A 12,646-nucleotide genomic window follows, 5' to 3' on the forward strand; every position below is an offset into this window, starting at 1 on the left:
GTCCTGCATTCGCGACCACGCTGGTAGGCTCTCTCGACCAACGGTACACCTCGCTCACTTGCGGAAGAGTTCTGTAGCAGTTTTCATCCGCTGGATCGACGGCGAACTCCGGGGAACGGTGGGGGATCAGGACGGGGAGCATCCGTTCCCCATCCGAGAGCGCCCCACAGGCGCGGATCTGACGGTGCTCCGTTGGATGGGACGGTTCGTGACCTCGGCGTCCGGGATGCCCAGTCCCACGCGTTGCTCGATGAAACTCGCCGCTTTCGACAGCGACTGCTCGCCGCTCGTCGACAGGCGACGAACGCAAGTTCGCCCGACACGATGCTTTATACCGTTCCCTGCAAACCACACCTAACGATGGCCACCCCCGTCCTCGAAGCCGACGAAATCGGCGTCACACGCGGGAGTACGCAGATCCTGACCGACGTCTCCCTTTCGATCCCTGCCGCGGCGCGGACGCTCGTGCAGGGTCCGAGCGGCGCGGGGAAGACCACGTTGTTCGACGTCCTTGGCCTGCTCGATCGCCCGACGAGCGGTTCGCTTGCGATCCAGGGCTCGATGGCCGGGGACCTCACCGAACGCGAACGCGCCCGACTGCGACGGGAGACGATCGGCTTCATCTTCCAGGAGTTCCAGCTCGTCGCGGACCTCACTGCGTGGGAGAACGCCGCCCTTCCCCAGGAACACGCCGGCACCCGCGACGAGGCGTGGCTCGACACGCTGTTCGCCACACTCGACATCGAGGGGCTCGCGGGACAGTATCCCGCGACGCTCAGCGGCGGCGAGAAACAGCGCGTGGCGATCGCGCGGGCGCTCGCGAACGAGCCCGCGATCGTGCTCGCCGACGAACCGACGGGCCAGCTCGATCCCGACACCGCTGATCGCGTACTCTCGCTCCTGTTCGATCTCCAGGAGACGACCGGGACCGCGCTACTCACCATCAGTCACGATCGGCGACTGCAGTCTGCCTTTCACGACGTCGTGCGCCTCGAAGACGGCACGACGATCCCGACGAGCGGCGAGCCCGATGCCGAAGCCAGCCCCCCAGAAGACGGTGCGGAGAACGCTACTCCCCGGTGACGTTGTAGCTGTCTTCCTGAGCTGAAGCGTTGTTCACGGCGAGTGAGAACGTGTAGTTGCCGGGTGCGGTCGTCGCGACACCACCATCGAGCACGACGACGATCTCGTCGTCCGGATCGACGCTTCGATTGCCGTCGAGCGGCACGACGAACCCCTCGCCGGCGTCGTTCGTCCGAATGCCGCCCTCGACGTTCGACCCGAGACCCGGTCCATCCGTCCGACGTCCGGTGTGATTGCTCGTCTCGTCGATGCCCGCCGTCTCGACGTCGAAGACCGAGACGTTCGAAACGTCGAGCCCCTCGCCGGCATCGACGGTGACGCTCTCGATGCCCTCGGTTGCGGACTCGGAGCTCATCGCAGCGTAGACCCACACCCCGACGTCCGTGGTGTTCGCCGTGCGGGGTTCGACGATGACGTCCAAGCCGGTGGCCTCGGGCGAGCTGTCGACCGCTGCGCGTTCGATCGGCGTCGACGTGGCGAGAGTGTCGCTGGTCGTGGGTGCGAGATCACTGGTCGTGGGTTCGGGATCGCCGTCGGTCGTCGTGGTTTCTGCCTCGTTCGTGGTCGTCGAGAGCACGGTGGTCTCCGTGTCGGTACCCGTTTCGGTGGCACGGTCAGTGCCGACGGTGGACGGTGGAGCGTCCGTTTCGGTGGCCGGTGTCTGGGTTCCGTCCGTTGGCCCGCCGCCACATCCCGCGAGCACCATCAACAGGGCGACGACGCCGATCGCCACGAGCCGTTTCGGCGGCACGAGCGGCGAACCCGACCACCGAAGTCGTCCGGACGGGTTCGTTCCGCTGCTGTCGGGCTTCGACGAAGGAGGGGTGTCGTCGATCGAGTCACGACTGTCGTCAATCACGGTTTCGTTGTCCGCGGTGTCGATTGGTATAACTGTACTGATCCGGCGATTTCCACACGCCATGGAACCGTGCTTCGGCTCACGTGGCCCTTCTTTCGGGAGTTCCCTGGCCAGTTCTCGATCCGTTCCACGGGGAAGGAAAGCAGTTTTATCCGGGCACGGAGAGGTGACGATGTGGCATCCGCCCGTCGCCGCAACACCGTCACGGTGGGACTCCTCGTTGCGGTGTTGATCGCGGTCGCCGGTCTCCCGCTCGGTAGCGCGACCGAGGTTGGCCCACGGGACACGGCCGATCGCTTCCGGCAGACCGGAGCCGAACCGACGCCGGCGAACAACACGACCGTTCGCCACGAGAACCCGGCATCGGTCGATCGGGAGGGCAACGTCTCGGAGCTACAGAGCTGGTTGGCCGGTCGGTTGAGTCAGGCACATATCGACTGTTCGGAGGGGTTGGAAGTCGGCCGATACGCCGCCTGCAACAGATCCGACAGCGAGTACCCGGACTGGCTCGACAAGTACGTCAACGTCACTCGGGAGAGCGATTCGGACACCAACGAGAGCACTGCGTTCGAACGCACTGGCGAGGACCAATCGGAGTACGCGTCGGACGTCCGCCGGTTTCGGACCACGGTCGAGAAGTATCGAGATGCGCGACAGAACGGAAGCACGACGCGTGCGCGACGACTCGCTCGACGGGCCCAACGGATCGCGAGACGGGTGAACGAGACCGGTAGGCAGCTGACACGGGATTATCGCGCGATCGCAAACGGAACGGGGCAGAACCTCTCGGTGGCCGTCGATACGACCCGCACGGTCACGCGAAACGTCACGACTACTGCTGAATCGGTCAGCACCGAACAGTTCGTCAACACGACGATCACCGCCACAGCAGCCGCCCAGCGGATCTCGTTTCGCGACCCGCTACGTGTGACCGGACGCCTCGCGTCGGCCAACGGCACCCCGCTCGCGGACCGCACGGTACTGCTCCGAGCAGGCAACCAGACCCGCCGGACGACCACGAACGCATCGGGTGGGTACACCCTCACCTATCGCCCGACGCTGGTGTCGCTCGACACGCGGGCGGTGACGCTTCGCTACCGACCGACGAATCTCTCGGTGTATCGCGGCGATCGGACGTCGGTCCCCGTGACGATCCGGCAGGTACAGCCGACGCTGCGGGCGAGCGGTGCGCCGCGAAACGTGAGCTTCGGCGAACTGCTCGGCGTGAGCGGTCGTGTCGCTGTCGACAACACCAGCGTGCGATCGGTCCCGGTCGCCGTCTCGGTCGACGGACAGGAACTGAGACTCGCCAGCGGTGCGCGAGCACGGACGTCGTCCAACGGGCTGTACAGGGTGGCCAGGCGACTGCCGAAGGAGGTGAACGCCGGACAGCAGACCGTTCGCGTCTCGCTTCCCGTCGAGAACAGAGCCCTCGGACGGGCCAACACGTCGCTCCCGGTGACGGTCACGTCGACACCGACGGCGCTTTCGATCAACGCATCCCAGCGATCGGTCAACGGGTCGGCTGTCGGCGGGCCGGTCGTTCGCGTTGCTGGGCGACTCACGACCGACGATGGGACGCCGATACGGAACGAATCGGTGAGGATCGGTCTCAACAGCACCACCAGCACGACGGTGTCGACCGGCGAAAGCGGTCGCTACACGGCAACACTCACCGTTCCGGAAGCGTCGTTCGCCGAGCGCTCTGGAAACGTGACGACCACGGTCGTCGCCGCGTACGACGGTGCGAGCACGAACCTCGACTCGTCGCGTGCTCGGACGTCGATCCGACTCGCAGTCCCGACACAGCCGACGGCAGGCCTCCTCGAACGATTGGTTGGCGTGTTCGATGACGCACCGTGGGCGTACTGGGTGGTGGTCGGTCTTGGCCTGCTTCTGCTTGCCGGGTACGGAGTGTACCGGTATCGTGAGCGTGTCGGTCCGGACGGAGACAGTTCCGCAGCGGGCCAGGCGAGAACGGACGACGAAAGCGAGCGCGCCGGCGATGCTGGCGCTCGGACGCCGTTGCTCGAAACGGCACACGATCAGCTGTCGGAGGGCGATACGGCGGGTGCGATCGGGCTCGCCTACGCGGCCGTCCGACGATCGTTGCAGCACGATCTCGACCTCACGACTGCACGCACCCACTGGGAGTTCCTCGATGCGTGCCTCGATCGGGGAGTCGAGGGGCGTCGGCTCGACGCACTCCAGCGACTCACCGAGTTCTACGAGCGTGCGGCGTTCTCGGAGCAATCGCTCTCCACGGAGACGGGGACGACCGCGCTCGAAAACGCACGCGCGGTGGCTGACGAGGACGAGCGAACACGGCCGGACGGGTCGACGGCCGAGACGGACACGGACTTCGAGCCGTAGCCCAGGTTCGGACGATCGGCGGGTCGTGTCTCGTCCGTTCGATCCGGCTGCCGGGGCGATCAACCGGTCGTCGCGTTCGGTGCTTGTCCGGTTTCGAGTCCCTCTTCTTCGGGAACCGTCGGTGTGTTCTCGAACGGCGTGCCAGTCCCCTCCGATGGCGCACGTCCCGTTTCGAGCGCTTCACCGCTCTCGTTCCCCAGTTCGAGCTCCTCTCGTTCGGTGGCCGCAGTATCCTCCTCGGTGTTCGTTCCGGTAGCACTCCCGCTCCCGCCACCGTCGGTATCACCACCCTCGCCTCCACTGCCGCCAGTGCCGCCACTCCCACTGTCACTACCGCTCCCACCGTCTCCATCGCTGTTTTCACCGTCGGAGCCGCTCGGTGTGCCCTGAGTGGAACCCTCAGAGCGTCCTTCGCTGTCGCCACCGAGCTGTGAACAGCCAGCAAACAGCAAAGACCCGGTAGCGCTCCCCACTCCGGCGAGGCATTCTCGTCGATTCACGTTCTTCTCGACTGGACAGCGCGATGAAAAACTTCGCCATTCCGGATCGAGTGCCGTCACAGCTCCTCCCCGAGGAGCCCGAGGCCCCGCTCACGAACGAGCCCTGTCCTCGACGGCCGGAATCGCCTGACGGGGTGGAACGGATCGACGACGCTCCGAGATGTTCGACCCGCTGTCGATAGAAGTATCCCGGTGGGGGAGAACAACGAACTCGATGGAGGCTATCGGTCGCCAGTGAGCTACACTCGGTCGCTGCTCACTCGCTGGTCGCGTCGCGATCGCCTCACCGTTCTCGTCGTCGCGGTCACGGCTGCGTTCTTGGTCGGTAGCACGCTTCTCCTGGCCGCCGCGGGAGCCCAAACCGCCACGATCGCCGACGGACTCGACACCACGACGTCCGCCACGTACCACGACTCGTACGCCGCGGTAAACGCCACCGCGGCAGACGAAGTCGTCCTCCCCACCACGACGGTTGCCCGTCCGAACGGCAGTGCGGTCCGCTTCATTGGCGTTCCACCGGACACACGTACCGAGATCGCCGATGCGTCGGTTGGGTGGCAACGCGCGACGATCCCCACACCGAACGGTTCCATCCAGGGGCCAGTGACGACCACGACGCGTCAGCGTTTTCGAACATCGACCGGCCCGATCACGGACGAGATCCAACCCCATCCGACGGACGAATCGGTGTTTCCCGCCGAGTGGTACGTGGCGAACGCCTCGACGGTCCAACGCCTCGGCGACCAGTCCACCGCGGCCTTCGTGATCCGTCCCGGACGGAACGCGAGCGGCTTGCTGTCGGTCCCACAGTCGGGGACGCCGCTCCTGTCGGCGCTCGTCTTCCTCTTTGCGGGAATGCGTGAGATGCTGACCGCACTGCTCGCGGCCACCGTGGGGAGTGCACTCCTGATCGTGGTCGTCGTGTACAACGTCCTTCGGATGTCCGTCCGCGACCGCCTGGAGACGATCCAGGTCATCCGGTCGACCGGTGGCACACCCCGCCGCGTCCTCGCCCTCTTCGGCCTCCGGGCCGGCCTCATCGTCACGGTCGGGGTCGCGCTCGGCTTTGCGATCGGCGTCGTCGTGACGAACGCCGTCGTCAACGTCGCCATCTACGCCGGCCTCCCGATTTCGCTCACACCGAAGCTCACACCGCTCGCGATCGGAGTTCTCGGGGTCATGCTCACCGTGCTCGTTCTCGCCGGTGTCGTGGCGGGCGTCCTCGCGGCCCGATCCGCGGCGACACAGCCGCCGGCACGCCTCACCGAGACCGGCCGGCCTGCGAGCGATACCGACCACATCCGGTTCGCCCGTCTCCGCAGGGTTCTGACCCCCTCACTGCTCGATCCACGGGCCGTCGTGCCGACGACACTGACGCTCGCGGTCTTTGCGGTGGTCGTGCTCCTCGTGCTCTCGTTTGCGGGTGCGGTCGCCCCGCTTTCGAGCCCCGGCGAAGGGACCGTCGCCGAGGCCGATGCCGCACACGTGCTCAACAGCCGGATCGACACGGAGTACGCCACCGCCCTCCGCTCGAACGGCATCGCCGCGAGTCCGGAGATACTGCTCCCCCAGACCGTCGACGGCGAGCCGTTTCTCGCACTCGGGGCGAACTACTCGGCGTTCGCGTCGGTCACGGACGCCACGCTCGTGGCGGGGACGCCCCCGAATGCGTCGACCACGAACGAAGTCGTCGTTGGAACCGATCTCGCCGAGACGCTCGGCGTCGAGGTCGGCGAGAGTCTCACCCTGGGCGGGAGTTTCTCACCGGCGCTCACGCGCGTCACCGTCGTCGGCACCTACGACGCGACCGGTGTTGCCAACGATCAGCTCGTCGTCCCCCTCTCGACGGCCCACCACCTCGCGCTCAGACCCGGTGACGTCCAGTACATCCGGACCGAAGCGACCGACTTCGACGACAGAACGCGGACGTCGGAGACCGCACCACGGAACTCGATCAGCGTCACGGGAGTTTCGGCCCCGGACGTCGCCGCAGTGAACCAGTCGATCCCGGTCGCGGTCCGAGTGCGGAACCTCGAGGCCACGAACGCCACGCGGGAGCTTCCCGTCTCGATCGACAATACCACTCGAAGCCGGACAGTCACGCTCGGGCCGGACGGACGAGGCGCGTTCACCGTCCCGATAACGTCCCGAACGCCCGGCAACCACACCCTCCGGGTTGGTTCTCGCTCCCTCTCGATACGGGTGTTCCCGGCGAACGCCCTCCGGGTTCCCACGGAGCTTCCGGCGCAGGCTCCGCCGAACGCGACCGTGTTCGTGCCCGTCGTCACGCCCACCGAGGAGCCGGTTGCGAACGCCACCGTCTCGATCGCCAACCGAACGACGTCGACGGGCGGGAACGGCGTCGTTCAGCTCACTCTCCCCGAGACGCCGGGTGCGTACACCATCACGGCCGCCAAAGGCGACCGTCCGACGGCGACCCGGAACGTCACGATCACAGAGTCCGCAGACCGTCGCCTCTCGGCACGGCTCACGGTGACACCGAAAACGGCGAGCGTGCTCGAACGCCCCGAGGCGAACGTCACGGTAGCGAACCCCTGGAACGCCACGATCTCCCGTGAGCTCGTGCTCACCTCGCCGGTGAGCTCGCGAACGCGCACCGTCACGCTCGGACCGGGCGAGACCGCGGCGGTGGGGATCGAGGTGTTCGCCGGGAGCGATGGACGCGCCTCGCCCGGCACCTACACGATCGGGCTGCGCTCGAACGGGACGCCGCTGGCCCGAACGGAGTACACCATCGAGGGCGACGACCGGCTGTTTGCCTCGCTCGCGAGCACCGGCGAGTACTCCCAGGGTGCTGGCGTCGGCCAAGCCATCCGGAGCGTTTTCGGCAACGTGCAGTTGCTGTTCGCCACGATGGTGGTGCTCGCCGGCCTCACGACCGTGGGGACGACGACCGCGACCTTCGCACAGGTCATCCACGCGCGCCGACGTGCCATCGGGATCCACCGTGCGACCGGTGCAGCGCCGCGTGGCGTCCTGAAGACGGTCCTCGCCGACGTCTGTCTGATCGCGATCCCCGCGACCGTGGTCGCGATCGGGCTCGCCGTCGGTGCCACACGTGCCCTCGAAGCCGTCGGCGCGCTCACCGTTTTCGGCATCCGACTCTCGACCGCGACGCCGGGGCCCGTACTCGTCGGTCTCGGGATCGGGGCCTTCCTCCTCGCGGTGCTCGGCGCGGTGTTCGCGACGGTCCCGTTCCTCGCCCGGCCGCCGACCCGGCTGCTCACCGATTCGATCGCTCGACTGGCCCACCAGTACGGGAGCGAACGGTGAACACCCTCCATCGCGATGCGTCGGTCGCAGGTGCCAGCAACGAGAGCGGCCGGCAACGATGCACACGGCCGCCGTCGCCGCCCGACGGCTCCCGCCGTCCGCTCACAGCCGGTCGCCGCTCGGGGGTGTTTTCCGGATGAGTCGGCGGCGTGAATACGTACTCGTCTGTCTCGCGGTCTTCGCGCTCGCGCTCGCGATGCGGACGATCACGCTGTACTGGAGTCCGTTCCCCGCCACGCTCGATGGGTTCGACTACGCCGCCCTCGCCCGGAACACGATCGCGACCGGCCACCTCCCGTTCGATCGGCTCCGGGCGGACAACCTCGTGTTCGCCACCGTGCTCGGCCTCGCCGGCACCGTGACGGACGTCCGGCCGGTCGTCCTGGCCCAGCCGTTGATCGCAGTCGTCGGTGCGGGCTCGTGTCTGACCGCGGTCGCGATCGCGCGTCGGATCGGGTGGCGATTGGACTACGCGGGCCGCCAGGTTCGGCTCGCCGCCGCCCTCGCCGGCCTCACTCTCGCGGTCGAGGGGCTGTATCTCCGGCGCACCGGCGTCGCCGACGAGGAGGCCATCGGCCTGCTGCTCGTCCCGCTGCTCGCGATCGCGTTACACCGGGCGATCCGCACGCAGCGTCCGGCGTGGCTCGGCTCGACGGCGCTCCTCTGTCTCGTCTTCCCCCTCGTCCACACGTTCAGCACGCTGCTCGCGGCGACCACCGCGATCGCCGTGCTGGCGACTCAGTTCCTCCGGGTCCCGACCCGTCGGTTCGTCGTCGTGGGCGGCGGCCTCGTCGCCGGTTTCTGGGCGTACTTCGCGCTGTACTACGAGGCGGCCGGGCGACTCGGCATTGCGGTCCCGTACGTCGGGCGGATCCTCGCCCACCCGGGGCTGTTCGTCGCGTGGCTCGTCGTCCTCGTGATCGCGATTCTGTGGCTCCGACGCACCAGCTCCCGCCTCCAGGTCGGTACGCTCCTCGCGGCCGTCGGGACGCTGTTTCTCGTCCTGGTCGCGAACGTCTTCCTCCCGATCTTCCCCGGGACGGCGACGACGCCGCTCGTCGTTTTGCTGCCCGTCCTCCTGTTCGTCGTTCCGGTCGTCCTCGCCGGTCGTGGCCTCCCGCTGGTCGCCGCCGATCGCACCGAGGGAGCGGTGATCGTCGCGCTGCTCGCCGCACCGGTGATTCAGGTGTACTTCGCGCTCACGGCCTCGCTCACCCCGGAGTTCTTCGGGACGGTCATGCGGACCCAGACGTTCGCACATTTCCCGGTGGTCGTGCTCGCGGCGCTTTCGGCCGCCGGAATCGCCGTCGGGACGAAAGTGACTCGGCAACGGGGACGATCCCTCCGGCGAGTCGGCCGGACGGTGGTGCCCACGGTGTTGCTCGTCGCCGCGCTCCTGACCGCGCCGGTCGCGTTCGTCGACCTCGACACGGGGTCGTCCCCGAGCACGACGACCGAATCCGAGTTCGCGGCCGCCTCGTTCGCCGCCACCCACGTCACCGATCGGTGGACCGCCGCCGACCCGCTCTCGCGCGTGGGGCGGCAGTACTACCCTCGCGGGCCGAACGTCTCCCGAACGCCGGTGTATCGGTGGCTGACGGACGGTTCGCCACCCACGTGTCCCACCCTCTCGCGGGAGGCTTGGACGACGACCGGGGCGCATCTCTTCCCGCTCGCGCCGGCGACGATCGACGAGACGCGATATCGGGACTGGCTGTCCCGGCACGATCTCGTCTACACGACCTCCGCACCGTACCGGATCTCGCTGAGCCTGCCCGCCACGAACGCGACACGAGGCTGTTGAAATCGCTCTGTTCCGCCACACGGAAAACGAACGGACGGCGATGATCGAGTCGTTTGGAGGAGTAGTTTTATGATGCTGGTCGCAGAACAATAGTTCGACTCCACCGATGGATGATCAAACACCAGCAGACGATGACACGATCCGAGGGGAGACCGACGGCATCCTCGATTTCGTTAGCGAGGTCGGCGATCAGCTGCGTTCGCGCCGGGCGTTCATGGGCGACGCGGCGAAAGTCGGCGTCGGTGCGGCCGCGCTGTCGGCGGTCGGGGCGGGCAGCGCCGTCGCCAACGACGATTCGGAGTCGGGACCGAGCGACCTCGACATCCTGAACTACGCGTTGACCCTCGAACACCTGGAGTACGCTTTCTACGAGGAGTTCCTCGCGAATCATACGGAAAGCGAGGTCGAGAACTCGGCGGTGGCGCAGTACTTCGCGCGGCCGACGCTACGCTACTCGACCTACCAGCAGATCGAGGACGTCCGGGATCACGAGGGAGCCCACGTCGAGGCGCTCACGGAGACCATCGAGAAACTCGGCGGCACGCCCGTCGAGCCCGCCGAGTACGAGTTCCCCTACGACACCATGGAGGAGTTCGTCGCGATCGCCGACCGCCTCGAAGCCGTCGGGGTGTCGGCCTACGCCGGGGCCGCGCCGATGATCGACGACGAGGACGTGCTGAAGGCCGCACTCAGCATTCATTCGGTGGAGGCCGAACACCAGACGTACTTCCAGCTGCTCCACCTTCAGCGGCCCGCGCCAGACGCGTTCAACACCGCTCGCTCGATGGACCAGGTGCTCCCGATCGCGAAGCAGTTCATCGTCGGCGCGGGCGGTGGCGGCGACGACGGTGGCGATGGCGGCGACGGTGGGGAGTCGGGTCAGACGGTCACGGTTGGCCTGTCCGGCGAGCAGGAGGTACCGCCGGTCGACACCGACGCGTCCGGCGACGCCACCCTCACGCTCACGCGTGACCCGCCGGAACTGGAGTACGAGCTCACCGTCTCGAACATCGAGAACGTCACTGCGGCGCACATCCACATCGGCAACGAGGGCGAGAACGGGCCGATCGTCGCGCCGCTGTTCAGCGACGAGAGCGGGGTCAGCGAGGACGGCGTGCTCGCAACCGGCACGATCACCGAGGACGATCTCGTGGGGCCGCTCGAGGGCAAGTCGTTCTCGGAGCTCCAGTCGATGGTCGAGGAGGGCGCGTACGTCAACGTCCACACCAAGGAGCATCCGAAGGGCGAGATCCGCGGTCAGATCCAGGTGTAGGCACACTCCAACACACGGATTATTGTGGCCACCATCGGTGTAGCGACGCCCGAAGACCTGCCGTTCACGGCGATGGCGGTATCACGCAAGGGCGTTCGTCCGAGCGAGCGAACTCAGACCCCGTGCGATCGCTTCACGCTTCCGTGACTGTCGAGTCCGACCGCGCGTGATCGGGCTCCGACGATCCAGCGTCGAATCACTGTGAACTGACGTTCACCCAGAGGTGTGTCTCCCGGTAAGCGTTCTCGGCGGTCGGCTCCGACGGGGGCGATCCCCGGTACAGCAGGTAGATGAGGCGGAGTCGCTCGCCGGTCATCGTGGGAGTCACGTTGTGGGTCCAGTCGACCGATTCGTTCGCGGGGACGGTCCGACTGAACCGATCGAGCTCCTGCCGTTCGCGGACGGTCGTGGAGTTGTTCCGTATCGAAACCCGCTGCAGTTCGGCGACGACGGAGTACTCGACCCGCTCGTGCTCGTGGTTGCCGATCCCGACGATGACGGGTTGGCTCTGCCCGACGGTGAAGTTCCGTGGGTAGTCGTCGGCGACGAGCGCGCCGGATTCGTTCTCGGTGAGCAGGTAGAACTCGCTGAAGCTCTCGCCCGTCCTTGGAACCAGAGCGGCATAGCCGACGCTACTGATCGCGAGCAGCAGGCTCACGACCAGTACGACGTTCAGCACAGCGTCCATCCGGGTATCGGGCTCGAACAGTTCCACCCGCGTCGTCCGCATCCACGCTCGGTACGGCACCCGAAACCGATCCTCGGCGGGCAGCTCTCGACGACGGACAGCGGCCACCGCACAGGCGACGAGTGTGAACCCCCCGATGGAGAGCACGATCGGAACGAGCCGGATCCCGAACGGCGTGAAGTTCAACACCAGCCCGATCAGCGGCGTGAGCGCAATACTGAGGCCGAACGAAAGTGCAACCCGCTCGATGCCGTCGATGCTCCCCTCTCGGCGGGGATCGGCACGTCCGGCCATGCCGGCGTTCGAATCGTGACTCGCGGCCGACTCGGATCCCGCCTCGTCCCCCGTGGGGCCGCGTTCAGGGAACAGTGCCGCGACGAACGCGTAGCCCGGCGCGAACAACACGAAGGCGAGGCCGAGCGCGATCCGCAGCGGCGTCTCGCTGATGACGGGCGCAAGCGCGGCGATCGCCGTCGCGACGACCAGGAGAACCGTCACGGCAAGATCCGCCGGGAAACGGCGGAGAAATCGCGGAAGCATCAGGCGGAGCGTACCGTCAGCCATGGCACTCGGTTTCCCCAACAGCACCAAAAGGACTTGCTTTCGTCATTCGTCCACACGAAACCCCTCGAACGGCGTCGACACCGTTCGCTCTACTGGAACTCGCGCCACCCAGAGAACGGAGTCACGAACCTGTTTCTGGCGTTGACGGCCACCGCCAAGCGAGCCGTTTACCGCCCGTGACTGAGGAGGGGTGAGTCGGTCGTTAGGA

General features: G+C 67.1%; 8 protein-coding genes. 5 read left to right on the forward strand and 3 right to left on the reverse strand.

Going from position 1 to position 12,646, the window contains the following annotated elements; genetic code table 11:
• Window positions 1–360 precede the first annotated feature (360 nt).
• Complete coding sequence (locus TX76_RS11265) at window positions 361–1,083, forward strand: ABC transporter ATP-binding protein (RefSeq protein WP_049902571.1); 723 nt, start codon at window positions 361–363, stop codon at window positions 1,081–1,083.
• Here TX76_RS11265 and TX76_RS11270 read toward each other — a convergent pair.
• Window positions 1,070–1,942, reverse strand: coding sequence for a hypothetical protein (locus tag TX76_RS11270; RefSeq protein ID WP_154019065.1), 873 nt, complete (start codon window positions 1,940–1,942; stop codon window positions 1,070–1,072). The genes TX76_RS11265 and TX76_RS11270 overlap by 14 nt on opposite strands.
• A 174-nt stretch (window positions 1,943–2,116) precedes the next feature.
• Here TX76_RS11270 and TX76_RS11275 point away from each other — a divergent pair, with 174 nt between their 5' ends.
• Entirely contained in the window at window positions 2,117–4,315 is a 2,199-nt protein-coding gene (locus TX76_RS11275) for a hypothetical protein (protein WP_049902575.1), read from the forward strand.
• 59 nt (window positions 4,316–4,374) lie between these two features.
• Here TX76_RS11275 and TX76_RS11280 read toward each other — a convergent pair whose 3' ends face one another.
• On the reverse strand, window positions 4,375–4,815 hold the full coding sequence (locus TX76_RS11280) for a hypothetical protein (protein ID WP_079890813.1): 441 nt from the start codon (window positions 4,813–4,815) through the stop codon (window positions 4,375–4,377).
• 234 nt (window positions 4,816–5,049) lie between these two features.
• Between TX76_RS11280 and TX76_RS11285 the strand changes: the two genes are divergently transcribed.
• The 3 genes from TX76_RS11285 to TX76_RS11295 all read left to right on the forward strand — a co-directional run bounded on the left by TX76_RS11285 (window position 5,050) and on the right by TX76_RS11295 (window position 11,186).
• Window positions 5,050–8,109 (forward strand): FtsX-like permease family protein, encoded by a 3,060-nt coding sequence (locus TX76_RS11285; RefSeq protein WP_154019066.1) that lies wholly within the window; start codon window positions 5,050–5,052, stop codon window positions 8,107–8,109.
• A 136-nt stretch (window positions 8,110–8,245) separates the two neighbouring features.
• Window positions 8,246–9,913 (forward strand): sodium:phosphate symporter, encoded by a 1,668-nt coding sequence (locus TX76_RS11290; RefSeq protein WP_049902581.1) that lies wholly within the window; start codon window positions 8,246–8,248, stop codon window positions 9,911–9,913.
• Between the two features lie 106 nt (window positions 9,914–10,019).
• On the forward strand, window positions 10,020–11,186 hold the full coding sequence (locus TX76_RS11295; RefSeq protein ID WP_049902582.1) for a ferritin-like domain-containing protein: 1,167 nt from the start codon (window positions 10,020–10,022) through the stop codon (window positions 11,184–11,186).
• Between the two features lie 196 nt (window positions 11,187–11,382).
• Here TX76_RS11295 and TX76_RS11300 read toward each other — a convergent pair whose 3' ends face one another.
• Entirely contained in the window at window positions 11,383–12,438 is a 1,056-nt protein-coding gene (locus TX76_RS11300; RefSeq protein ID WP_049902583.1) for a DUF1616 domain-containing protein, read from the reverse strand.
• Between the last annotated feature and the right edge of the window lie 208 nt (window positions 12,439–12,646).

It is taken from the genome of Halococcus agarilyticus (assembly GCF_000334895.1).
Classification (GTDB): domain Archaea; phylum Halobacteriota; class Halobacteria; order Halobacteriales; family Halococcaceae; genus Halococcus; species Halococcus agarilyticus.

Coding starts and splice junctions, on each gene's coding strand:
- TX76_RS11290 (WP_049902581.1), top strand. CDS start 8,246: ATGAGTCGGCGGCGTGAATACGTACTCGTCTGTCTCGCGGTCTTCGCG.
- TX76_RS11295 (WP_049902582.1), top strand. CDS start 10,020: ATGGATGATCAAACACCAGCAGACGATGACACGATCCGAGGGGAGACC.
- TX76_RS11265 (WP_049902571.1), top strand. CDS start 361: ATGGCCACCCCCGTCCTCGAAGCCGACGAAATCGGCGTCACACGCGGG.
- TX76_RS11300 (WP_049902583.1), bottom strand. CDS start 12,438: ATGGCTGACGGTACGCTCCGCCTGATGCTTCCGCGATTTCTCCGCCGT.